At 54.1% G+C, this 25,340-nt stretch carries 17 protein-coding genes and 1 riboswitch; of the genes, 12 read left to right on the top strand and 5 right to left on the bottom strand.

The features are described 5' to 3' along the window. Positions 1 to 31 precede the first annotated feature (31 nt). Entirely contained in the window at positions 32 to 2,302 is a 2,271-nt protein-coding gene (locus H8L32_RS10275) for a catecholate siderophore receptor Fiu (RefSeq protein WP_186947093.1), read from the bottom strand. 307 nt (positions 2,303 to 2,609) lie between these two features. Further along, the gene (locus H8L32_RS10270) at positions 2,610 to 3,530 is read right to left on the bottom strand and encodes a LysR family transcriptional regulator (protein WP_186947092.1); all 921 of its coding nucleotides are present in this window, start codon (positions 3,528 to 3,530) and stop codon (positions 2,610 to 2,612) included. A gap of 210 nt (positions 3,531 to 3,740) precedes the next feature. On the opposite strand from H8L32_RS10270, the gene metE reads away from it, so the two are divergent. From metE to H8L32_RS10245, 5 genes are all read left to right on the top strand, one after another. Continuing rightward, positions 3,741 to 6,041: a 5-methyltetrahydropteroyltriglutamate--homocysteine S-methyltransferase gene (gene metE / locus H8L32_RS10265; RefSeq protein ID WP_186947091.1), complete on the top strand. Its 2,301-nt coding sequence runs from the start codon at positions 3,741 to 3,743 to the stop codon at positions 6,039 to 6,041. 290 nt (positions 6,042 to 6,331) lie between these two features. Next, positions 6,332 to 6,973, top strand: coding sequence for a paraquat-inducible protein A (locus H8L32_RS10260; RefSeq protein ID WP_186947090.1), 642 nt, complete (start codon positions 6,332 to 6,334; stop codon positions 6,971 to 6,973). Further along, a complete protein-coding gene (locus H8L32_RS10255) occupies positions 6,966 to 7,622 on the top strand; it encodes a paraquat-inducible protein A (protein ID WP_186947089.1) in 657 nt (218 codons plus the stop codon). The genes H8L32_RS10260 and H8L32_RS10255 overlap by 8 nt, the downstream gene beginning before the upstream one ends. Then, positions 7,615 to 9,363 carry a PqiB family protein gene (locus tag H8L32_RS10250; protein WP_186947088.1) on the top strand — a complete coding sequence of 583 codons (1,749 nt, stop codon included), beginning with the start codon at positions 7,615 to 7,617 and terminating at the stop codon, positions 9,361 to 9,363. Before H8L32_RS10255 ends, H8L32_RS10250 begins: the two co-directional genes overlap by 8 nt. Continuing rightward, positions 9,360 to 9,998: a PqiC family protein gene (locus H8L32_RS10245; protein ID WP_186947087.1), complete on the top strand. Its 639-nt coding sequence runs from the start codon at positions 9,360 to 9,362 to the stop codon at positions 9,996 to 9,998. The genes H8L32_RS10250 and H8L32_RS10245 overlap by 4 nt, the downstream gene beginning before the upstream one ends. Positions 9,999 to 10,034: 36 nt before the next feature. On the opposite strand, the gene H8L32_RS10240 is transcribed toward H8L32_RS10245, so the two are convergent. Both H8L32_RS10240 and fumC read right to left on the bottom strand, forming a co-directional pair. Then, complete coding sequence (locus H8L32_RS10240; protein WP_186947086.1) at positions 10,035 to 10,178, bottom strand: hypothetical protein; 144 nt, start codon at positions 10,176 to 10,178, stop codon at positions 10,035 to 10,037. Continuing rightward, positions 10,175 to 11,581, bottom strand: a complete 1,407-nt coding sequence (fumC, locus tag H8L32_RS10235) for a class II fumarate hydratase (protein WP_186947085.1) — start codon at positions 11,579 to 11,581, stop codon at positions 10,175 to 10,177. Before fumC ends, H8L32_RS10240 begins: the two co-directional genes overlap by 4 nt. A gap of 292 nt (positions 11,582 to 11,873) precedes the next feature. Then, a riboswitch (cobalamin riboswitch) is annotated at positions 11,874 to 12,112 on the top strand. A 283-nt stretch (positions 12,113 to 12,395) separates the two neighbouring features. On the opposite strand from fumC, the gene H8L32_RS10230 reads away from it, so the two are divergent. The 7 genes from H8L32_RS10230 to H8L32_RS10200 all read left to right on the top strand — a co-directional run bounded on the left by H8L32_RS10230 (position 12,396) and on the right by H8L32_RS10200 (position 22,550). Continuing rightward, positions 12,396 to 13,907, top strand: coding sequence for a CoA-acylating methylmalonate-semialdehyde dehydrogenase (locus tag H8L32_RS10230; protein ID WP_186947084.1), 1,512 nt, complete (start codon positions 12,396 to 12,398; stop codon positions 13,905 to 13,907). Between the two features lie 10 nt (positions 13,908 to 13,917). After that, complete coding sequence (locus tag H8L32_RS10225) at positions 13,918 to 15,078, top strand: acyl-CoA dehydrogenase family protein (RefSeq protein WP_186947083.1); 1,161 nt, start codon at positions 13,918 to 13,920, stop codon at positions 15,076 to 15,078. Continuing rightward, the gene (locus H8L32_RS10220) at positions 15,075 to 15,866 is read left to right on the top strand and encodes an enoyl-CoA hydratase (protein WP_186947082.1); all 792 of its coding nucleotides are present in this window, start codon (positions 15,075 to 15,077) and stop codon (positions 15,864 to 15,866) included. The genes H8L32_RS10225 and H8L32_RS10220 overlap by 4 nt, the downstream gene beginning before the upstream one ends. Continuing rightward, positions 15,863 to 17,062, top strand: coding sequence for an enoyl-CoA hydratase/isomerase family protein (locus tag H8L32_RS10215; RefSeq protein WP_186947081.1), 1,200 nt, complete (start codon positions 15,863 to 15,865; stop codon positions 17,060 to 17,062). The genes H8L32_RS10220 and H8L32_RS10215 overlap by 4 nt, the downstream gene beginning before the upstream one ends. A 201-nt stretch (positions 17,063 to 17,263) precedes the next feature. Next, positions 17,264 to 18,163 carry a 3-hydroxyisobutyrate dehydrogenase gene (gene mmsB, locus H8L32_RS10210; protein ID WP_186947080.1) on the top strand — a complete coding sequence of 300 codons (900 nt, stop codon included), beginning with the start codon at positions 17,264 to 17,266 and terminating at the stop codon, positions 18,161 to 18,163. 234 nt (positions 18,164 to 18,397) lie between these two features. Beyond that, a complete protein-coding gene (locus H8L32_RS10205; RefSeq protein WP_186947079.1) occupies positions 18,398 to 19,750 on the top strand; it encodes an SWIM zinc finger family protein in 1,353 nt (450 codons plus the stop codon). A 7-nt stretch (positions 19,751 to 19,757) separates the two neighbouring features. After that, complete coding sequence (locus H8L32_RS10200; RefSeq protein WP_186947078.1) at positions 19,758 to 22,550, top strand: DUF6493 family protein; 2,793 nt, start codon at positions 19,758 to 19,760, stop codon at positions 22,548 to 22,550. Here H8L32_RS10200 and H8L32_RS10195 read toward each other — a convergent pair. Next, a complete protein-coding gene (locus tag H8L32_RS10195) occupies positions 22,547 to 25,294 on the bottom strand; it encodes a sensor domain-containing diguanylate cyclase (RefSeq protein ID WP_186947077.1) in 2,748 nt (915 codons plus the stop codon). The genes H8L32_RS10200 and H8L32_RS10195 overlap by 4 nt on opposite strands. Positions 25,295 to 25,340: the final 46 nt, after the last annotated feature.

The following is a 25,340-nucleotide window of genomic DNA, read 5'->3' as shown; positions in this document are numbered from 1 at the left end:
GTCAGTCATTTACTTTACTGACCAGTTTCCATCAGAACTTCACATTCGCTGTCAGGCTGACGGCGCGTGGTGTACCTGGTGTGTAACGATAGCCACTCTTGTTGATGGCTGCCACATAGGTTTTGTCTGCGATGTTATTGACGTTCAATTGCAGGTCCAGGTTTTTGCTGACTGCATAGCTGGCCATGGCATCGAATACCCAGTAGGCTTCAGTCGAAGCTGGTGTGCCGACTGCGCCATCCGTACCACGCAACAGAGCATCTACAAAACGTGCGCCACCGCCCAGCTTCAGGCCCATGGGCAACTGGTAAGAAGTCCAGGCCGTGAAGCTTTGTTTTGGTGTGTACGACAAGTTGTTGATACCGCTGGCGGTCACCAGTGGGCCGCTTTCAACACTGGTATCCATTCTGGCGTAGCCAGCACTGACCAGCCAGTTACGGTTGATGGCACCTGTCACGCCCAGTTCAATACCCTGCACACGCTTTTTACCAGTCTGGTAGTACAGCAGGTCAGTCAGGTTTTGTACGACTTCATTCGATACTTCGGTACGATAGATCGCGGCTGTGAATGACAGTTTTTGTTCCAGGAAATCCCACTTGGTGCCGATTTCGGCATTTTTGGTTTCTTGCGGATCAAACTTCGGATTGGCAGCGCTGCTTGCCGATGCGCTCAATGCAAAGTTGGAACCACCCGGTGGTTGCTTGGATGTCGAATAAGAAGCATAGATGCTGCTATCCTTGGTCGGCTTGTAAAGAGCGCCCAGCTTGATATTGACCAGATTACCAGCCATGTTCAGGTTGGTCGGCACCAGCGTACCTACTGGCAGAGTCGGATTGCTGGTCGCAGTGGACAGGCTGGCTGCCGAATAGTCTGTGCTGTAATGATCAACGCGCACACCAGCATTGGCCTGCCATTCCGGACTGAACTTGATGGTGTCAAATACATAGGCGCTGACAGTGCTGGTTGCACCACGTGTGAAAACGCTGTTACGCACCGGATTCAGACCCGTCACCTTGTCGTTAGGATTCGGGTTGTAAAAATTGGCTGCTGGCAAAGTACCCAGGCCATCATTACCCCAGGTATTCTGTTTTTCACTGGTCAGTTCCACACCACCCAGCAGGCTATGCTTGAGACCGCCGAGTTCCACGTCGGCTACCAGATTGGTCTGGTTGGTCAGGATTTCATTTTCCTGGTCTTTCAGGGTGCGTGTACCACGTGCCAGTGTCCAGGTGGACAGATCGGTCGTAGATGGAGTCAGCAAATTCGCGGTCGAACCCATGAAGGAAGTCAACAGGTAGTGCTGCGAGGTTTTACCAAAACGGGCCGTATTGATCAGTTTTACCTTGTCGCTAAAATCATGTTCGGCACGCAAGGTCAGCATGTCTGCGGTGACCTTGTCGAAGTCATTAACCGAGCCATAAAAATTCTTTGGATCGACTTTCGGTGCCGTCGATAGGAAAGGCCGTTTCGGGTCCGGGCTGCTATAGCCAGGCAAACCGATGGTAGGTACGCCACCATCCGGTACATTGTCTTGCTGCACATGCAGATAGTTCAGGTAAAAACGGGTAGGCGATTTCAGGCCGAATGCGAACGACGGCGCAACACCCCAGCGCTTATTATTGACTACGTTACGGCCCAGCACACCGCTATCCTGATCCACCAGATTAAGACGGAAGGCAGAACCTTGATCTGCACTGATGACCCGGTTCAAATCGGCGGAAACACGCTTCTGGCTGCCACTGCCTACCGTGGCAGAACCAAAGACTGCATCATCCATATTGGCTTGCTTGCTGACCAGATTGACTGAGCCTGTAGGCGCACCACGGCCACCGTCAGTACCGGCCGGGCCTTTCAGCACATCGATCTGTTCGATGTTGAACAGATCACGGGAAATGGAACCCAGATCACGCACACCATCCACATAGATACTGCTGGAAGCGTCAAAGCCGCGCATGTAAATGGCATCACCAGTACTGGTGCTGCCGTTTTCACCCAGGAAGAATGCGCCCACGCCCGGCGTATTACGCAAGGCGTCTGTCAGCGTCAATGCGCCTTGCTGATCAATCAGCTCACGCTTGATCACGGTGATCGTCTGTGTCGTATCCACCAGAGGTTGCGTATATTTGGGAGAAGAAGCCTTGTCCGCCTTGAAATCATTCTCTGTCTTTGCCGTCACTTTGATTTCTGGCAAAGCAGGATCAGCCGCCTGGGCAGCGATAGGTAACAGGAAGGCAGCGGCAGCTGCCGTCACCGTATGATTAAAACGGGCGTGATGGTGCTTACGACTCTTGATATAGGCCATAACATTTCCTCTAAGAAAATAAAATTAATACCGCTGGCTTTTCTTTGAGGGAATGGCTGGGTGAAATAGTAAAAAATCGGTGCACAATTGTAACCAATTCCATAAAACATGTAAACGAGAATAGTTCCTATTATCGTTCTCATACAGAACTGGAAGCTGCGCTGACTATCCACCAGCACCATGCATATCAATGGATTCAGGTAACAACTAAGGCGGCAAAATAGCGCTCGGTTGCTATGCAAGTAACAGAAAATGCATACTGTGTTCGTTACACCTTGCTACAACAACATCACAAAGATACATGCTTTTAAATCAATTCTATGCTCTGTAAATTCAGGTAACTGCTTTCGCGTATGGTCGTGACAAAGTCGCTGAGATAAGCCTTGTCTGACAATTCCGGCAGGCAGGCAGCATACAACCTGCCGGTCAGGCCATCGGCAGTGATGCGTTTGGGAAGTACATAGTCACGATTCACGTAATTCTGTGCCGCCCATACCGGCAAGGTGGCGATGCCACGCTTGCTGGCCACCAGTTGCAGCATGGCGACGGTCAGCTCGGTCGTGCGGCGGGCGGTGTCGATACCGGCAGGCCTCAGGACCTGGCGCACCACATCCAGCATATCGTCGGGTACAGGATAAGTGATCAGGGTATCAGTGGCAAAATCCTGCGCCACCAGATAATCACGTCTGGCCAGTGCATGGTCCCTGGCAACCAGTGCCACGATCTCGAAACGGAACAGCGGGTGGTATGCCACGCTTTCATCGCTATCCATCTCGGACACGATGGCCACGTCTGCCTTGTGGCTGTACAACAAGCCCACCGGGTCAGCCTGGAAACCGGAGACAATATCCAGCTCTACCTCAGGCCAGCGCTGGCGGAACAAATCCATGGCGGGCATCAGCCAGTCAAAACAGGTATGACATTCGACTGCGATACGCAATTGTCCGGCCACCCCCTGTGCCAGGCGAGCCAGGTCGCGCTCGCAATTGGCAAGCTGCGGCAAAATGCTGTCTGCCAGTTGCAGCAGACGCTCACCTGCCGGGGTAAAGCGTATTGGCGTGGTTTTGCGTTCAAACAGGGGCATGCCATGATGCTCTTCCAGCAATTTGATCTGGTGCGACAGCGCCGACTGGGTGACATTCAGCAAAACGGCCGCCCGCAGCAAATTGCCGGATTCACGCAGTGCCAGCAGTGTTTTCAGGTGACGCAGTTCTAGTATCGATTGCATTATGAATGAAATTCAAGTTAATTCTTAAAATATGTCGTTTGAATCATAGTCAATTCTAACCCATCATACTTATACCCACAGGACTTTTGCAAAATCTCCCGGCAAGCTGCTGCATCGAAGACGGTACTTTGGTAGCAGGTCTACAAACTGCAGAAGCTGCAACGCAGCCAGGTAGGTTTTGCATAAGTCCTCCCATGACAGGAGAATGAAATGACAACAGCACATACCCTGGGCTTCCCGCGTATCGGTGCCCAAAGAGAATTGAAGTTCGCCCAGGAAGCCTTCTGGCGCGGCGATATTACCGAAGCTACCCTGCGTGAAACCGGCAGCGAATTGCGCGCCCGCCATTGGGCCCTGCAAAAACAGGCGGGCCTGGATTTTGTCAGCGTCGGTGACTTTGCCTGGTATGACCAGGTCTTGAATACCCTGGCCTTGCTGGGTGCCCTGCCCGGCCGTTTTGGCTTTAACGCCAAAGAATTATCCCTGTCCGATTACTATGTCGCCGCCCGTGGCAATCCCCAGCATTTTGCGATGGAGATGACCAAGTGGTTCGATACCAATTACCATTATCTGGTGCCAGAATGGACCGCAGACACCAGCTTCAACGGCGGCGTGGACTGGCTGTTTGAAGAACTGGCAGAAGCGCAGGCACAAGGTCATAACAGCAAAGTTACTCTGGTGGGGCCTTTGACTTTGCTCTATCTGGGCAAGATCAAAAGCGGTCTGACACACAAACTGGATCTGCTGCCAAAAATCATCCCGGCGTATCAACGCCTGCTGGCACGTTTGCAAGAACAGGGGCTGGACTGGGTACAAATTGACGAACCGATACTGACACTTGATCTGGATGCAGCATGGCTGGACGCCTTTGTTTTTTCTTACCATGCGCTGGTCCTGCAATCGCCAAAGATCCTGCTGGCAAGTTATTTTGAAACCGTGCAAGACCGTGCTGCCCTGCTGCAATCGCTGCCGGTGGCAGGTGTCCATCTGGACCTGGTACGCGCCCCACAACAACTGGACAGCCTGCTGCAGAATTGGCCGCAAGGGCGTGTGTTATCGGCTGGCGTGATAGATGGACGCAATATCTGGCGTGCCGATCTGTCTGCGCTGGCAGTAAAGTTACAGGCAGCACAGGAAAAGCTGGGGGAACAGTTGTGGCTGGCCCCCAGTTGCTCCTTGCTGCATGTACCGGTTGACCTGGCAGCGGAAACAGCCCTCGATGAAGAAACCCGTAGCTGGCTGGCCTTTGCCACGCAAAAACTGGTTGAAGTATCTGCCCTGAAATCAGCCCTGAATGGCAATGCGACAGATGTTGCGCAAGAATTCCTGCTGGCAGATCAGGCTGTAGCAAGCCGTCGCCAGTCGGTACGTATCCATAATCCCATCGTGCAGAAACGCCTGGCACATATCACCGCCCAGGACGCAGAACGTCAAAGCCAGTTTGCCGAACGCATACGCGCGCAGCAGCAGCGCTTTGCCCTGCCACAGTTTCCGACGACCAGCATAGGTTCCTTCCCGCAAACCAGGACCATACGCCAGGCACGTGCCGCCTACAAACGCGGTGGCCTGACGCATCTGGATTACCTGGAAGCCATGCGTGCAGAAATACGCCACGTCGTACAGCAACAGGAAAAACTCGATATCGATGTGCTGGTGCACGGAGAGCCGGAACGCAATGACATGGTGGAATATTTTGGCGAGCAGCTGTGGGGCTACGGTTTCACACTGAATGGCTGGGTACAGAGCTATGGTTCACGCTGCGTCAAACCACCTTTCATTTACGGCGACGTGTACCGTCCTGAAGCCATGACCGTCACCTGGAGTGAATACGCCCAAAGCCTGACTGCAAAACCGATGAAGGGCATGCTGACCGGCCCTGTCACCATGCTGCAATGGTCTTTCGTGCGTGATGACCAGCCGCGTGAAACAACTGCACTGCAAATCGCCCTGGCCCTGCGTGATGAAGTCTGCGATCTGGAAAAAGCCGGCATAGGCATGATACAGATAGATGAACCGGCCTTTCGTGAGGGCCTGCCCTTGAAACAGCGCGACTGGGCCTCCTATCTGGATTGGGCCGTGCGTGCCTTCAAGCTGAGTTCTGCCGGTGTACATGACGATACGCAAATCCATACCCATATGTGCTATTCGGAATTCAATGACATTCTGCCGTGGATTGCGGCCATGGATGCCGATGTCATCACCATCGAAACCTCACGCTCGGACATGGAATTGCTGGATGGCTTCGGTGAATTTGCCTACCCGAATGATATCGGCCCCGGCGTGTATGACATTCATTCACCGCGTGTGCCCAAGGTCAGCGAAATGCAAAGGCTGCTGCAAAAAGCCCGCAGCGTGATTCCTGATGCCCGTCTTTGGGTCAACCCGGATTGCGGACTGAAAACCCGCGACTGGCCGGAAACCATCGCCGCCCTGGAAAACATGGTGCAGGCAGCCAAGCTGCTGCGGGCCACCATCGCAGCAGATGATGAAGAACATCAGGATTGCTGCTGATCGTTTTTTGCAATTGATCTGAATTGAAACACGGGCCATCTTCACTTTACAGTGAAGATGGCCTTCTGCCTTGTGTTCCCGGACACGACGAAATGGCGTAGTGGGCTTATCAATCAGCGACAGGCAAAAAACCGCAACATATCAGGGCATGGCAGCATTTATCCAATTTTCTATGATTAATGGAAAAACTTGGATAAACTGGGTATTTATACGCCATTTTCCCCTGAAAGTGACTTCCCATTAGTACAGCCAGCAAATTTATTGTCTGTCATGAGTGCGACCTGATCTGCATGGATGCGCCGCTCGCAAGAGGCGAGGCAGCAAGCTGCCCGCGCTGCCGAGCCACGCTGTACAGAAATGGCAGCGCCAGCCTGGATATGGCGCTGGCCCTCGCAGTTACCTCGGTGATCCTGTTGCTGCTGCTTAACAGCTTTCCCTTGTTATCACTTAAAGTCCAGCAGGTAACGCGCGACACCACCTTGCTGCATGCGGCCCTGGCCATGTGGAACGATGGCATGCACCTGCTGTCCTTGCTGGTAATCATTACCACCATGCTGGCGCCGGCCTTGCAGATATCGCTGGCGATCTACCTCTTGTGCATACTCAGGTTTGGCGATGCCAGTCAGGCACTGGGGGCCCCTTTGCGTGCCCTGCAAAGCCTGCGGCCCTGGAGCATGGTCGAAATTTTCATGCTGGGCCTGCTGGTGTCCCTGGTCAAGCTGCAGCACATGGCCGATATCGTCATCGGCCCCGCCCTGTGGTCTTGCGCCAGCCTGATTTTTATCACAGCGGCGCTGACATCGGTACTCACCCCACGCAATGTATGGCTGTGGGCGCGTGCGACCAGACGCACCAGAGCAAGAGCAGAGACACTAGTAAAAGCACAAGCAGGAACAAAAGTAGAAGCAGGCACCGGGGTGAAACATGCCTGAACACGAATACCGCCACATCCCCGCCGCTGGCCTGGCGGGCCGGACAGGTGCGGAAACTGGGCTCATCAGTTGCGATATTTGCACCACCCTGTGCTGCACCCATGATGAAGCGGCCACCCACTGCCCCAGTTGCGGTGCCGCGCTACATTTGCGTCATCAGGACAGCCTGATCAAATCGCTGGCCTACCTGGTCGCCGCGACGATATTGTATATACCGGCCAATCTCTTGCCTGTCATGCATACCGATACCATCTTTGGTGCGCAGGATGACACGATCATGAGCGGCGTGCTGGTGTTACTGAACACAGGTTCGTGGCCGCTGGCGCTGCTGGTATTCTTTGCCAGCATCGTCGTGCCCTTGCTAAAACTGTTTTCAATCAGCCTGCTGTTGCTTACCTGCTGGAAGAAATCCAGCTGGAACCCTTTGCAGCGTATCCAGTTGTTCCGCATGATAGAAGCCGTCGGCCGCTGGTCGATGCTGGATGTGTATGTGGTAACGGTACTGGTGGCGCTGGTGCAGTTTCAGTCGCTGGCGGCGATACACCCCGGCGGCGGCGCACTGGCTTTTGGTGCTGTGGTAGTGCTGACGATGCTGTCGGCACAAAGCTTTGATTCACGTTTAATCTGGGTAGCCAAGACGCATGAGTGATCCAACATCAGAACAACCCGACGCATCTCCGGCAGACAAGGCCACGGACAAAGCCATAGACAAAGCCAACGAAGCTGCCGGCACTGCCGCTGACAATGCAACTGATACTGTCGCTGCGGTCGACGCGATAGTGCCGGTCATCAAGGTGAAGCCAAGGCGGCGTTTGCCCTCCTTCGTCTGGGCAGTGCCCGTCATTGCAGCCCTTATCGGTATCTGGCTGGTGGTACAAAGCGTCACCAGCCAGGGACCGCTCATCACCATCACCTTTAAATCGGCAGAAGGACTGGAAGCTGGCAAGACCAAGCTGCGTTACAAGGACGTCGATGTGGGCCATGTGAAAGCCATTGCCCTGTCACCCGACCGCAAGCGCGTGCTGGTGACAGCCCAACTGATCAAGAGTGCGGCCGACATCCTGGCTACCGATACCCGCTTCTTCATCGTCAAACCGCGCATCTCTGGCGGCTCGGTCTCCGGGCTTTCCACACTCTTGTCTGGTAATTACATCAGCGTCGATGTTGGCACAGCCACTGAGACCACTGATGAATTTACCGGACTGGAAGAACCACCCCTGGTTAACCGAGATACACCAGGCCGTGAATTCGTCCTGCATGGTGCACAGACAGGTTCGGTCAACTATGGCTCACCCATTTTCTTTCGCCATATCAATGCTGGTCATGTCACCAAGTTCCAGCTGGACAGTGACGGCAAGGGCGTCACCATCCATGTCTTCATCGACGCACCATATGACCAGTATGTGACTGCGGATACCCGCTTCTGGCATGCCAGCGGCGTCGACATGCAGCTTGACGCCAATGGTCTGCGCGTCACTACCGAATCACTGACATCCCTGATCGAAGGCGGTCTCGCCTTCCAGGAACATGACGACGCCCTGCCCGGCGGCAAACCCGCCTTTGATGGCAGCGTGTTTTCCCTGTTTGAAGACCGCGAACATGCGATGCGCGCGCCAGATACCAAGGTGCGCAACTTCCTGATGTATTTTCCTGAAAGCTTGCGTGGTCTTTCCAAAGGTGCACCCGTTGATCTGCGCGGCATCGTCATTGGTGAAGTCAAATCCCTGGGTGTGGAATTTGCAGAGAATGGTCGCCTGCCACGCTTCCCGGTTGAAGTCAGTCTGTATCCAGACCGACTCAAATCCCGTGTACGCTCAGGTGCTCGTCTGCCTGACGATGATACTGAAGCCAAAGAGAGATCGCTGCTTGAACACCTGATCTCACGCGGCCTGCGTGGCCAGTTGCGCAGTGGTAATCTGCTGACCGGACAATTGTATATCGCCCTCGACTTCTTCCCTGATGCAGCCCAGGCAAAAATGGACTGGCGCACCGATTACCCTGTGCTGCCCACAGTTGGCGGCGGCCTGGCCGAAATTCAGGAAACTGTTGGCCGCATTGCCAAGAAAATAGACAAGCTGCCCTTCGATAAGATATCTGCCGAACTGGTGCAGGCTCTGAGCAAACTCAACACCACACTCGCCAGCACAGAAAAACTGGTACGCCGCCTTGATGTTGAAGTCACGCCTGAACTGACCTCTACCCTCAAAGAGGCACGCAGCACCCTCAACAGTGCCAATGCTCTGCTGACAGAAGACGCGCCTTTGCAGCAAGACATGCGCGAATCGCTGAAGCAGGTCGCCAAATCCGCCCGCGCTGTCGCCAACCTGGCCGACATGCTGGAACGCCATCCCGATGCCCTGGTGTTTGGCAAACAAAAGGTAAAACCATGATGCGAAGCACCCACATCCTCACGCTGCCCCTGGCCACGCTGTTCGTGTCATCCCTGCTAAGCGCTTGTACCACGCCGCCAGTGGAACACCTCTACCGTCTCGACTATCCGCTGGCAAGCACCACTCAGGCCGAGCCGCAGTATGAACTCGTCATCGCCACTGTCAAAGTGCCGGAAGCTATCAACCGCCCGCAACTGGTCATCCAAAAGTCCGCCACTGAATCTCTCGTCACTGACGAACAGCGCTGGATAGCACCGCTGGATGAGCAATTGACGCTGTCCCTCATGGCCCACCTGCGTACCAACCTGCCAGATGCCTGGCTGTCATCCGATACCGGCATCAGCGCAGGCATCGCCACAAACCCATCCAGTCCCCTGCCACGTTACCTCGCCAAGGTTCAAATCGACCAGTTACTCATCAACAGTGGCAGCCAGCTCACACTAGAAGCAAGCTGGGTCGTACTGGACCACAACCGAAAATTGCTCAAGCGTGAGCACAATATTTTCACTGTTCGCCTGAACGGGTCAGCGTATGAAGCCGTCGCACCGGCGATGTCAGAGGCGGCACGGCAATTGGCGGAGCAAGTGGGGACGAGTGTACAAGGCGTACGCAAGACTCCGGCCACTAAACCGTAATAGTTGAAACAGAAGTAAAAGACGTTTGCCCTGCAATCAAATCAGGGCAAGGCAGGCTTGATACCCATGCGCCGCGACAGCAAAGCTATCGCGGACATATACAACGTAACCATGGCCGCCATCGCTGGTGGAAGATATCTGATGCGGCAGATCAGGCATTTTCTGCCGCAGGTTGTTCAAACCATGTCTTCCGGCCTGACCCAGGCATCAAATTCTTCTGCCGTGACATGGCCCAGCGTCAATGCCGCTTCACGCAGGGTGGTCTGGTGATGATGCGCGTATTTGGCGATTGCGGCCGATTTGTCGTAGCCTATATGTGGGTTGAGTGCAGTCACCAGCATCAGCGAATTATTCAACAGTTCAGTGATGCGCTGGCGATTTGCCTGCATGCCTTGCACGCAATGCTGATCCAGGCTGGCCATGGCATCAGCCAGCAGGCGCGTACTCTGCAAAAAATTATGCACGATGAGCGGCTTGAATACATTCAATTCAAAATTACCTGCTGCACCACCTATGCTCAAGGCCACATCATTACCCATGACCTGGCAACACACCATGGTCACCGCTTCGCACTGGGTAGGATTAACCTTGCCCGGCATGATGGAGCTGCCGGGTTCGTTTTCCGGTATCTGTAATTCACCCAGGCCAGAACGTGGGCCGGAAGCCAGCCAGCGTATATCATTGGCGATTTTCATCAAGGCCACCGCCAGGGTTTTCAATGCCCCGTGCGAGCTGACCATGGCATCATGCGCAGCCAGTGCGGCAAAGCGGTTAGGTGCGGCAACAAAGCCTATCCCGGTATCCTGCGCCAGACTGGCGGCAACGCGCTGACCAAATTCTGCGTGGGTATTCAGGCCGGTACCAACGGCTGTACCGCCGATGGCCAGTTCCTGCAAAGCCGGCAGGCTGAGGCTGATGGCCTGTTCTGCCTGCGCCAGTTGTGCCACCCAGCCAGAGACTTCCTGTCCCAGCGTCAGTGGCGTCGCATCCTGCAAATGCGTGCGGCCAATCTTGACGATATCGGCAAATTCAGTCGCCTTGGCAGCCAGCGAAGTACGCAGTTGCTGCAGCGCCGGCAACAAGGATTGCGTCACCGTCAGGCAGGCGGCTACATACATGGCCGTAGGGAACACATCATTCGATGACTGCCCCATATTCACCTGATCATTCGGATGCACCAGGCGACTCATGCCACGGGTACCGCCCAGTAATTCGGAAGCGCGATTGGCCAGCACTTCATTCATGTTCATATTGCTTTGCGTGCCGGACCCGGTCTGCCATACAGACAGCGGAAAGGCATGCGGATGCGCGCCGGCCAGCACTTCATCGGCGGCGGCAACGATGGCATCGGCAAACCGGGCATCCATCAATCCCAGATCACGGTTCACGATGGCACAACTGCGTTTCACACGTGCCAGTGCCAGCACCAGGGCATCCGGCATTTTTTCGGTAGAGATGGCAAAGTGATGCAGTGAACGCTGGGTTTGCGCCCCCCATAATGCATCTGCCGGAACGGCGATTTCACCAAAGGTATCGCGTTCCATCCTGTTGTCGGCATTGTCTTGGCTGTGTTGACTGGTCATTGCTGTTTTCCTGGTTAGTGGTACCTGAGGGCACCTGAGACACCTGAAGCACCTGAAGCACCTGACATCCTTCAAGGAGCAGGTATGCACTGTGCTGGACAGACTGTACTTGCCCCATGCTGGCAAGTACCAATGGCTTTTATGATACTCAATCTGGAACAAACCTGCTTTTTGCCGATTTCTGTCATTTTTTACCGATTGGCAACTTTATGCAGATTGCCGCATTCAGGCGTCGCTGAATTTTTTTCATCCATTCACATCGATTAACGTTTACGTAAACGTCAAGTCTTATGCTATTCTAAAAATAACAGGTGCACATCCCAATTTCTTGGGCTGTGTTAAACGGGAAAGTGGTCGTCCTGATCGCTGTCACTGACAAGTGATGGTTTGGTATCAAGGCCCAAGCCCCTGCTGCCTCCGCAACGGTAGGCAAGTGCGGTTACATCATCCACGCCACTGGTCATGCATGACTGGGAAGGCGATGTAACAAGACTTGCAAGCCCGGATACCGGCCTGTTGATCGCTGGAAAAAACATTGCGGAAGGCTGTGTTTGGGATATTGCATGGCGCGCCTGATGGAGGGCAGATGCTTGTCTTCAATACTATTCTTTCACTGTTTTCCCAAGGTCTGGTCACGTACGGAAGGTGCGTGGCGGGTGTGCATCCACACGGTGCATGTCCATGGTCAGGATCGTTGCTGCGGCAGGTTTCTGCATGCGGTCGTCATCCTGTTTTTCAGGCATCAGTGCGGCTCTTGTTGCGGGCATAGCCCGCCGTGAATCCGTGCGCAATCAGGAAGGTTCAGGAAAGCATCATGGCTACTCTTACCAAGGTCCCCAACGTCAAACTGCTGATCAACGGCGAACTGATAGACTCCAAATCCACGCAATGGCGCAATGTGATCAACCCCGCCACGCAACAGGTACTGGCCCATGTGCCGTTTACGACACCTGACGAAATGCAGGCCGCAGTCGATGCTGCCAAGGCCGCTTTCAAGACCTGGCGCAAGACAGCGATAGGCACACGCGCCCGCATCTTTTTGAAATACCAGCAACTGATACGTGAAAACATGGCCGAGCTGGCAGCGTTGCTGACAGCCGAACAGGGCAAGACCTTGGCCGATGCCGAGGGCGATATCTTCCGTGGCTTGGAAGTGGTTGAGCATGCGGCAAATATCGGTAACCTGCAAATGGGCGAAATCGCCAATAACGTTGCCAGCGGTGTCGATACCTATACCCTGAACCAGCCGTTGGGCGTATGCGCTGGCATTACCCCTTTCAACTTCCCGGCGATGATACCGCTGTGGATGTTCCCCATGGCGATTGCCTGCGGCAATACCTTCATCCTGAAACCGTCCGAGCAAGACCCCATGGTCACCATGCGCCTGGCTGAACTGGCCATGCAGGCTGGTGTGCCACCTGGCGTGCTGAATGTGGTGCATGGTGGTGAAGACATCGTCAATGCGATTTGCGATCACCCTGATATCAAGGCCGTGTCCTTCGTTGGTTCCACCCGCGTGGGCACCCATGTGTATAACCGCGCGACGCTGGCGGGCAAACGTGCACAATGCATGATGGGTGCCAAGAACCACGCCATCGTCCTGCCAGATGCCAATAAAGAACAAACCCTGAACAACCTCGCCGGTGCTGCCTTTGGTGCTGCTGGCCAGCGCTGCATGGCGCTGTCCGTGGTGATACTGGTTGGTGAAGCCAACCAGTGGGTACCAGACTTGCTGCACCGCGCCCGCAGTCTCAAGATCAACGCAGGTGCTGAAGCCAATACGGACATAGGCCCGGTCATTTCCTGCACTGCCAAAGAGCGAGTAGAAAGCCTGATCGCCCAGGGTATTGCCGAAGGTGCCAATCTGGTACTGGATGGCCGCGCACCACAAGTGCCGGGCTATGAGAACGGCAACTTCGTTGGCCCTACGGTCTTCACCGGCGTCAAGCCCGGCATGCGCGTGTATGAAGAAGAAATCTTTGGCCCTGTGCTGTGCATCATGCAGGCGGATACGCTGGCTGACGCTATCGCCATCATCAATGCCAACCCTAACGGCAATGGCACGGCACTGTTCACCCAGTCTGGCGCTGCCGCACGCACCTTTGAAGAAGATATCGATGTAGGTCAGATCGGCATCAACGTGCCTATCCCTGTGCCCGTGCCGCTGTTTTCATTTACCGGATCACGGGCATCCAAACTCGGTGACCTGGGGCCTTACGGCAAACAAGTCATACAGTTCTACACCCAGACCAAGACCATCACGGCACGCTGGTTTGATGACAGCGTCAGCGCTGGCAAGGTGAATACGACCATCTCGCTCAAGTAAGGAAATCGCCATGGACTTCGAATTGAACGAAGACCAGCGCGCCTACCAGCAATCTGCCCGCAGCTTCGCCGCCCATGAAATGGCGGCGCAAGCCGCGCATTGGGATGCCACTTCCCACTTCCCGCTGGACGTGATCGCCCATGCCGGGGAGTTGGGATTTTGCGGGCTGTATGTGCCAGAAGAACTGGGCGGGTTGGGACTTACGCGGCTGGATGCAGCCATCATTTTTGAAGAGCTGGCACGCGCCTGCCCTTCAACCACGGCTTACATCACGATACACAATATGGCGAGCTGGATGATCGCCAACTGGGGCACACCAGAAGTACAACAGGAATGGGTGCCCAAACTGGCCGCAGGCAAGAAGCTGGCCTCCTATTGCCTGACCGAAGCTGGCTCAGGCTCTGACGCAGCATCACTGCGCACCAGCGCCCGTCTGGATGGCGACAGCTACATCCTAAATGGCAGCAAAGCCTTTATCTCAGGCGCAGGTGCCACCAATATGCTGGTCGTCATGGCGCGCACGGGTGGCGATGGTGCTGGCGGTATCTCTGCCTTTGCAGTACCGGCAGATTTACCCGGCATCAGCTATGGCAAGAAAGAAGACAAGATGGGCTGGAACAGTCAGCCCACCCGCACTGTCAACTTTGACCAGGTACGCATACCGCGCAGCCACTTGCTGGGCGAAGAAGGCGCAGGCTTTCGTATCGCAATGCGTGGCCTGGATGGCGGCCGCATCAACATCGCCACCTGCTCCATCGGTGCGGCGCAATCGGCCCTCAATAGCGCGCAAGCGTATATGAATGAGCGCATGCAGTTTCAGAAGAAACTATCTGATTTTCAGGTACTGCAATTCAAACTGGCCGACATGCAAACCGAGCTGGTGGCCGCACGCCAGATGGTGCGCCTCGCAGCCAGCAAGCTCGACAGCAAGGCAGACAATGCCTCGGTGTATTGCGCCATGGCCAAGCGCCTGGCAACCGACACCGGCTTTACCGTCTGCAATGAAGCCCTGCAAATCCACGGTGGTTACGGCTATATACGCGAATACCCGCTGGAGCGTTTCCTGCGCGATGTCAGGGTGCACCAGATACTCGAAGGCACGAATGAAATCATGCGCGTCATCGTCGCCCGTCACATGCTAAACCAACCCGCAAGCGAGGAATTTTTATGAGTAAATATGCTAACTACAACAATCTGCAATGCGAAATCATAGGCCACACTGCCCTGGTGACCCTGGCCAACCCGCCCGCCAACACCTGGACGGCTGCGGGTTTGCAGGCATTGACGCAACTCGTCAATGACCTCAATGCTGATGCAGATATCTACAGCCTCGTGATCACAGGCTCAGGCCAAAAATTCTTTTCTGCGGGGGCAGACCTCAAATTATTTGCCGATGGTGACAAGGCCGTGGCGCTCGACATGGCACGCCGCTTTGGCGAAGCATTTGAAACCCTGAGCCGCTTCCGTGGTGTTTCCATCGCTGCCATCAATGGCTACGCCATGGGCGGTGGCCTGGAGTGCGCACTTGCCTGTGATTTGCGCGTTGCCGAAACCCAGGCGCAAATGGCCTTGCCAGAAGCCGCAGTCGGCTTGCTGCCTTGCGCTGGCGGCACGCAAAATCTTGCCTGGCTGGTCGGTGAAGGCTGGGCCAAACGTCTGATCTTGTGCGGTGAACGTGTCGATGCTGCCACTGCTCTGCGCATAGGTCTGGTGGAAGAAGTCGTCGCCACCGGCGGCGCACTGGAACACGCACTGGCCCTGGCCAAACAGGCAGGCAAACAAAGCCCCAGTAGCGTCAAGGCATGCAAACAACTCATACAAGGCGCACGCCAGCAACCCATGAACAGCGTGCTGCCGCAAGAACGCGAAGCCTTCCTGGCGCTGTTTGATACCGCCGATCAAAAAGAAGGTGTCACTGCCTTTTTGGAAAAACGTCCTCCCGTATGGAGGAATGCATGAGCGACGCCCCTGTCCTGTTCCACACCTTGCCTGCCGCCAACAGCATGCAACTAGGCGTAGCCACTCTGAATTCAGAAAAAACCCTGAATGCCCTGTCCAAAGAGATGGTGCAACTACTGGGCAAACAATTGCAAGCCTGGGATGAAGATGACAGCATCGCCATGGTGGTCTTGCAAGCCGCTGGCGAAAAAGCCTTCTGTGCTGGCGGTGACCTGCAAAACCTGTACTCCAGCATGCGTGAGCATCATGCCTCCGATAAAAAGGACGATCTGCTCAGCAATGCGTATGCGCTGGATTTTTTCGAGCAGGAATACCGTCTCGACTATCAAATCCATACTTACCGCAAACCCATCTTATGCTGGGGCCACGGCATTGTCATGGGTGGCGGCATAGGCTTGATGGCTGGTGCCAGCCACCGCGTCGTCACAGAAAAGTCCCGTCTTGCCATGCCAGAGATTGCCATAGGCTTGTTCCCCGACGTTGGCGGCACCTGGTTTTTGAACCGCATGCCGGGCAAGCTGGGTTTGTTTCTGGCCCTGACCTGCGCGAACATCAATGCCAGCGACGCCGTATTTGTGAAACTGGCCGACCTGCAATTACCGCACGAGAGCAAGGCAGAACTGCTGGCCCGCCTGCAAGCCTGTGAATGGAGCAAGCAGGCAGAACACAATAAGCTGAGTAATCACCTGCGTCTGAGCCATATCCTGCATGAGCAGCAACGCAATGCCAATGTGGTCAGCAACGCTGGGCCTTTGCGCCAGCATTTTGACCTCATCAATCAACTGTGCAGCGCTGCTGACCTGAGCGCTATCATCAGCAATATCTGCCAGCTTGATGCGAGCTTGTTGAACGACGATGTGTGGCTGCAAAAAGCCATCGCCAGCCTGCAAAAAGGCAGCCCGACCTCTGCCTGGCTAGCGCATGCCTTGCAGGAACGCGGCAAGCATTTGTCGCTGGCAGAAATCTTCCGCATGGAATTGGTTGCTGCACTCGCCTGTGCGCAGGGCCATGATTTTGCGGAAGGGATACGGGCCTTGATTGTGGATAAAGATCAGAAGCCGCAGTGGTTGCCGGGTAGTTTGGATGCATTCCAGCTGCGGGATGGCGAGCGATATTTAGCCAGTCTTTGGGCGGCAGAGCAGCATCCATTGCGGGATTTGGGTGCGGTTGAATCATTACAAAAACGAGCAGCTTGATTTCTACTCCTTCCCCTTCAAGGGGAAGGTCGGGATGGGGATGGGGTTCGGTTGATGAAGAAATATATTCTATTTGCTGAAGAAACCCATCCCCACCCTAACCCTCCCCTTGAAGGGGAGGGGAAAATAAGTTAACCAAAAATTGTATTTTAAAAATCCGCCAGTTGTCATTTACGGAATTAAAAAAGGAGATACCCCCCTATGTCAAACCAACCAAAAATCGCCTTCATCGGCCTCGGCAACATGGGCGCGCCCATGGCACTTAACCTGCTCAAGGCAGGCTATCCACTCACCGTGTTCGACCTGTCACCTGTCGCCTTGAAAACACTGGCAGACGCCGGTGCACTAGCCGCAGGCAACGCCAGACAAGCCATAGAAGGCGCAGACATCGTCATCAGCATGCTGCCCGCCAGCCGCCATGTTGAAAGCCTCTACCTCGGCGATGACGGCATACTCCCCCACATTGCCAATGGCGCACTGATTGTAGACTGCAGCACCATCGCCCCGCAATCTGCCAAGAAGGTCGCACAGGCCGCAGCCGCACGCGGACTGGCGATGGTTGATGCCCCAGTCTCAGGCGGCACCGCAGGCGCAGCAGCAGGCACACTGACCTTCATCGTCGGCGGCAGCACGGCTGACCTGGAACGCGCCCGCCCCGTGCTGAACGCCATGGGCAAGAACATCTTCCACGCTGGTGAACACGGCGCCGGGCAAACCGCAAAAATCTGCAACAACATGCTGCTGGGCATACTGATGGCCGGCACGGCAGAAGCGCTGGCGCTGGGTGTGGCGAATGGGCTAGATCCCAAAACTCTGTCCGACATCATGAGCAAAAGCTCGGGCCGCAACTGGGCGTTGGAACTGTATAACCCCTACCCTGGCGTCATGGAAAACACACCCGCTTCACGCGGCTACGCAGGTGGTTTTGGTGTAGACCTGATGCTGAAAGATTTGGGGTTGGCGACCGAAGCGGCACTGGGCGGCAATGCCAGTATTCCATTGGGTGAAGCTGTGCGCAATCTGTATGGCATTCACAGTAAAGCCGGAGCAGGAGGCAAAGACTTTTCCAGCATACTGGAGCTACTTCATAAAAAGGAATAGAAATACTGGACTGTGGCAGTTGAAGCGAAAATAAAGGACGTACCCGCGACCGCCAAGGCAAGGCAAAGTCAGCACGCATAACAGCTATAGCAGGACTGTCATAGCAGCACTGTCGCGAGCATTTGCATCTCTGCCAGGATAGTCGCGGACGTGGTATGCACTCTGTTTCAACTGTTACAGTCCACTATCGTGCGCTTCATGACAATTGCTTCACAAAGCGATATGCTAGCGTCCATGACTACCCAAGCCCAAGCCTACCATTACCTGCAAGCTTCGGCCCTGACTGATGAGGTCGGGCCCCGGTTGCAACTGGCCACATTCAGCCCTGTTGACAACGCGACTATCGCCCATCCGCATTTTTTTGAAGGTTCGTTAAAGCAACCGCGCCTGTCAGCCGAATTGCTGACCGCCGTACACATCATCGTCGGTTCACGTTTTTTCACGCCTGCAAATACGCTGGCAAAAAACCTCATGCTGGCTGACCCGGTTGTTACTTCAGGTGGAGGCATTTTGCGTTTTGAAGGATTTTCTTCTTGTTGCAGTGCCTATATCCGCGTCGATATGCTATCTGACAGCTATGAAGGCGACATAGTCGGCAAGGGCACGACCAACGTTGATTTCAATGCGCCTATGCGAGCTGCTCTGGCGCGAGTACGCGATGCCTCGGGGTTAGCGCTGTCGGTCGGGCAGGCTGCCTTTACGGTTCATGCCGGTGGCAATAGCGTCATCGAGAAAAAAGTCGAACTACCGCTACGCTGGATACGTGGCATGCTGGAAGTACAGTCTTACCAGGCTGGCATGCGCAAGATCGTCGAAGTCAGTGGCGCTGAAGCCTTGCGCTTCTTGCGCTCACTGCCCAAGGCATCAACCAGCAAAACGCCTTTATGGATATCGCATGGCCCCTTTGGCCTGCGCACTACGACAAGACCAGAACCCGACAGCATACGTCTGGTCGATAGCACTCGCCTGCGTGTGCTTGAAGCCTTACTACCGCGCGTGAAGTCCATGGCCATCTTTGCCGATGAAGCACAGCAAGCCAGTGCCTGGGTTTTACAATTTGCCGGCACCAGATTGACGCTGGCCCTGAGTGCTGAAGTATGGCGTGGTTTCTCAGGTGAAGGCCAGGCCCTGCGCGCCCTGATGAATATGCAGAATGCTGACGCCCTGCCCCGCCTGCGCGCACTCTTGCAATGGCAATCTTCATTGCAGACTCCTTTACTGGCAGAGCAACTGAATTTATCACAAGCCAGTATAGAAGACAGCCTGCGCATACTCGGCGTCTCTGGCCTGCTAGGTTTTGATGTGACTGAAGGCAGTTACTTTCATCGCATACTGCCACTGGATCTGAGCATGGCAGAAGACTTGCATCCACGGCTGGTTGCTGCCCGTGAACTGCTAAAAGACAATGCGGTCAGCATCATAAAAAACCAACCGCTTGAAGCCAGTGTGCAAAGCGCAGATATCCAGCACCGCGTGCGCGAAGTCGATGGCGAATTGCGCTGTACTTGTCCCTGGTTCGCCAAACACCAGGGTTTGCGTGGGCCTTGCAAACATGTACTGGCTGTAGAAACTATGGTAAACGATTAGGATCAACATGGCACAGCAAAAAACCGAAGCAGCCTTTGTGGCAAAAACTGCGCTGGAAGAATTTGTAGTTGCAGGTAATTATCAAGGCATGATGGATTACTTGCGAAAGCAAGATAAGACCCAATGGCAGCAATACCGGGGCAGTGTCATGCGCATGAACAAAGTCATGGAAAAATCGCGCTATACCTCAGACATGAGCACGTCAGCCTGGCGCAGCAATGTCACTGCCCAGCAATGGCAATGCCTGCGTTCTGCGATCTTTTTGTGTTGCACTACAAATGATGTCGCTGAAAATTCCTGGATGTTTTTTATCAAGCCAGAAGAACTGGTCGAATTATGGAAAGCCTATTCGCCATCATCGACTGAAAATTTGGTAGCAAATATAGTGGTGCGTAACCCGGGAAGTTTTCGCATCATACAAAGCCTGCTCATCAATGGCCTGGCAGAACGTCCCACTCATGACAATTACCTCCTGGGTTTGCTAAGCCAGGAAGTACATTCTGACCGCGTACCCGATGTGGCTTACTGGATAAAACACGATCCGGAAATATTGCAGGGCCCATTGCTGCAGTTGTTCGATATCGAGGGAACGACCGATATCAGCCTGGCCGGACGCGATAAATATACGCATAACCCTGACCACACCTGGCAACAGCTATTTTTGAATTTGTGCCAGCAAGGCGTGTATAGCCGCGAACTATTGCTGGATAAAACCCTGGGGGCGCTGGAAAAAGACTGGATACAATTTCGCTCTGGCTGGTTCTCGCGCTTCCATGATGTCTTGGCACCGACAGTAGAAGAAATGAGTGCATTCAGTGAACGCTATCTGGGTTTATGCCACAGCCGCATCCCGCCTACCGTCAGCATGGCGCTGAAAGTTCTGGGCACTTTGCATGCTGCCGGTGCCATCAGCAATACTGCCTTGCTGACCGCCCTGCAACCGCTGCTGTCATCTGCCGTCAAAGCGCAAGTAGATGCTGCATTGAAATTACTCGACCAAATCATCCTGAAAGATGCCAGCCTGATGCAAGAAGCGGCATCGATTGCCGTGTTTGGCTTGCTGCATGAAGCCGCAGACATGCAAAAGAAAATCATCAGCCGCCTGGGCAAATGGGGCATGGATGCCGCTACGCAAGAACAAGCCTTGCAATTGCTGCCGCAGGTTGCCACCAGTAACCGTAATGCTCTGATGGCTTTACTGGGAACTCCTGCCGCTGATGCGTCCAAGCTATCAGCCCCTATCCACACATCGCAGGCATTACCCACTTTGCAGCCTCTGCCATCGCCCATAGCAGAGAACCGCGCCCTGCCAATCATCAGTGATATTGACGCACTCATCGAAGCCTGCGCCTATGTCTTTGAAAACAGTGATGACACTGACTGTTTTGAAACCGTCATCCACGCCCTGCTGAAGCTGGCCCCATTTTCTGCTGAAGATAAAAAACGCTTTGCTCCAGTACTGAAACGCGCACAAAAACTGAAACCCAGTTCGGATAACTGGCGCAATATGGACAAACCACTGGCGCGTGAACTGGCGCGCCTGTTGGTATTTATATTTGAAGCCGAAAGACTACCGCCCATCAGCAGTTTTGCCAAAGGCCGTTTCGATGTGCATAGCGTCATCTGCCAGCGCACTGATGACTTGATGGATATTCTGATGCAGGCCAAGTCAGTGCTCCCACTGGCAGCACCTAGCCATCAACGTGGCTATATAGACCCTGCCATCTTGATAGAACGAACCCGCGAGCAACATGCACTAGGCTTGCAACAACCATTGCAAGAGCAGGTGCTCAGTCTCTTGCGTCTGGCTCCCAGCAATGATTCTAATCTGCGCCAGCAAGCAGCCAGCTTGCCGGACACCCCTTATCACAATGCCTTGCGCTACGCCCTGGGCTCACAAGTCAGCATCCCTGCCAAAGGTAAGGACAGCGCCCTGTATATCACCGCCGCCCGCGCCCGTTATCCTGATGAAGACGATGCCAACCTCATCCAGTTATATGGTGACTTTGGGCCGGATGGCGCACACGCGGCACGCTATCGTTTTGAGATCGAGATCAGCAAGAATGAGGTTTGCACCTTTTACTACAGCCACTTGCGTACCACACCAAAGCCCAGAGCCATAGACCAGGCTTATCTCAGCATCCTGCGTCATCCTCAGGTCATTGAGGATGACGGCTATTTTCACCGCACTGAAAGTTTTGGTGGCAGTAATGAAAGCAAGATACGCTGGTCAGCCAGTATCATGCCCTCCAGCCTCGAAGCGGTGTTTGCCGAAGGTGCCCATGCCATTGCCAACAATCTCGACTGGTGGGAAGCAGAGTGGTATAACAAGGCTTATCTGAACCTCTTACTGGTCCCTACAGTACCCATGAGCAGCAGTGCCATCATGCTGTTGGCCTTTGCACTGGCGGGTAAAGAGCCAGGCCAGACTGCCATCGCGATAGATGCCCTGGTCGCCAGCTGGCTGGAAGGCCGGCTTGACGCTGTGGTGCTTGGTAATGCCATCCAGGGTTTACTCGCGACACCGCAAGTCAAAGCAAGTCGCTATGCCCAAAGCTTGGGCAAAGCGGCACGCGCCCATGTGCTCGCGCCGCATCTGGCGTTTCAGTTGCTCTGCATTATGGTCACGCAGAGTCCACAATCACCACCAAAAGACATGGCCATGCTGCTGGAACTCCTGAATGAATTACGTCTGGAATTAAAGCAGGATTTGCCGGCATCAACGTTGACAGCCTTGAACGAGATGCAAATTGGTGGCAAGGGCAAGGCGTTGCTAAAGGCCTTGCTGACCGGGATTTAAGCAGTTGTGTTCGCACCCAGCTGCAAAACCTTGAAATTATTCCGACCCGCCTTCTTGGCCAAGTACAAGGCTTCATCTGCCTTCTTCAGCATTTCGCCTGCGTTGGAGTTAAGTTCTGAAGATATCGCCACCCCTATGCTGGTAGTCACCATCAGCGGCTTGCCTTCTATCTCAAAAGGCAGCGTCATGGCCTGTACGATTTTGCTGGCCACCATATCGGCCTCGCTATGCATATTCAAACCTTCCAGCACGATGACAAATTCATCGCCTGCCAGACGACCGGCAAGATCGGTCTGGCGTATGCAGTGCTTGAGGCGGCTGGCAAATTCCTGCAAGACCAGGTCACCGGCATGATGGCCCAGACCATCATTAATGCTCTTGAACTTGTCCACATCCAGAAACATGACCGACATCAAACGCCCAGTCCGTAGTGAACGGGCACTGGCCTGTTCCATTCTTTCGTTGATCTGATTGCGATTTGGCAAACCGGTCAGGGTGTCAAATCTGGCCAGCGCCAGCAATTGTCTTTCTACGGCCTTGGCGTCGCTGATATCGTTGATCAGGGTATTCACGCCGACGACCTGGCCGCTATCGTCATACTGTGGCACATAGGTGGCATGATAATGTCCGGTCTTGCCGCCTATGCTGATCTCGGTTTCAAATTCTGTTTTTTCACCGGTCATGGCCCGCTGGTAATGCGTCAGGTGTTCTTGCAGTGTAGCGCCGCTCAACAGCGATGACACTGGCTGGCAGCGTATCTTTGTCAGCGGCAGGTTGAACCAGGCTTCATAGGGGCGATTCACAAACTGATAACGGTTTTCCGTATCGATCAGGCTGACAAAGGCAGGTATATTGTCAGCGATGGTGCGCAGCAGTCCTTCACTGGCAGCCAGCTTCAATTCCGCCTGCTTGCGCGCCGTAATATCAATGACCATAGAGTAATAACCGGTGGTCACGCCCTCAGCATTGATATCCGGTACATATTCATATTGCAGATATCTTTTGATGTCGCGTTCGTAGGCATAGCGTTCGAAAGATACTTTTTCACCATGCAGTGCCTGTTGCACTCTTTCCTTCAGTTCCCGATATGAGGGTTCACCAAACACCTCAAGAATAGATTTCCCCAGGATATTTTCGGGTTCCAGTCCAGGAATCTGACTGTAATTACGGTTGCAGAACTGATAGCGTTCATTCGCATCTATATAGGCAATCATGGCCGGCACATTGTCGGTGATGGTACGCACCCGCTGTTCACTGCGTATCAAATCATCTTGCACCCGCTTGAATTCGGTGATGTCTTCTACCAGCACAAAAAAACCTTCGACCCGACCTGATTTATTAAAATCCGGTGCATAAGTGACCCTATCCCACTCCCAGTGGCCATATCGCTGAATACGGCGCTCATAGCGTGTCCATTCGCCATTGAGTACCTTTACAACATGGGGCCTGACTAACCTGTCATAGATCTCCGGTGTTGCCACTTCACGCATGGTTTTTCCTATGACAGCGGCGGGTTCCATATGTGACAGATGGGCAATACGCTTATTGGCGAAAGTGTATTTTTCCTGATGATCAATATAGCCAATAAAGGCCGACATATTGTCAGCAATCAGGCGCAACTTGTTTTCGCTGGCACTCAAGGCAGCCTCTGCTGCGCGACGGTTGAGCATGGCATCATCGAATGCCTTGGCCAGATCACCGATTTCATCTTTTGGATACACATCTGGTTTCAGCGTATCTATCCAGTCAGATGTGCCACGATTGACCTTCTGGCGCAAATGCTGCAAGGGTTTGAGTTGCCAGTACATGAACCACCAGCCCAGCAGCAGCAATATCATGAGCAGGGCAGTACCGGCCAGCAGGATATCTTTCCTGACTTCGGTAATGACGATGAAGGCTTCACTGGTCGGATAGGCAGAAGTAATCATCCAGTCCACCGACTTCAGGCGCCGGTAAGACAGAATCGCTGCATCATTTTTATGATTGTGTGAAATCAGGCTGCCTTCCAGCACTGAAAACGCCGTCTCCGGCAATTGATGCGTATCCGGCTGTTCACGGCTGTTGGCAAGAATGCGATTACTGTCGGGATGGGCAACAAATATACCTTGCCGTGTCGTGACATAAATATACCCGTTGCCACCTATCTTGGTGGCAGCCAGATCTGCCAGAAAACTTTCCTGCGCCAGTTCGATAATACCCGCCAGCACATAGCGCATAGTGCCCTTGCCATCGAATACAGGGACACACATCACCACCAGCGGACGCCCGGTAACGCTGCCTTTTTGTGGAGAGGAAATCAGTAACTTCTGTTGCCGTATCACTTCCTGGAAATATGCTCTGCCGGACAGATTGACTTTGCCGCGCTCTTCCTCACCATGTAAAAGAGCCAGGAACTCGCCCTGCATGTCCAGTACACCCAGATTGTCAAACAGGGCACCCAGGCTTTTCTGGTGCATCAGCAAGTCTTGCAGTTTGTCCTTGTCTTCGTCATCCGTGCCAAGATCCGTGGCCAGCAGGATCAGGGCATTCTTCCTGAGTTCCACCTTTTGATCTATGTCATTGGCCATGGCAGCGATCAGGCCGGTCTGGCGCGCTATGATGAGTTTTTCCAATGCCTTCTCGGAAGTCGAAGAGGCCAGCCACGACAACAAGGCCAGGGAAAGCAAGAAAAACAGCGCCACCGCCATAGTCAGGCGGGTTTTCAAACTGATGTCGCGGAAACGAGTGAACCGGTTAGACGACATATCATTCTGAAATGAGGATTGGTCTGAATGTCAATATTAGCATTCG

The sequence above is a fragment of the Undibacterium hunanense genome (assembly GCF_014284335.1).
GTDB lineage: Bacteria > Pseudomonadota > Gammaproteobacteria > Burkholderiales > Burkholderiaceae_D > Undibacterium > Undibacterium hunanense.
Note: the sequence above shows the minus strand (reverse complement) of the source record. Positions and strands in the feature narration are given on the sequence as shown.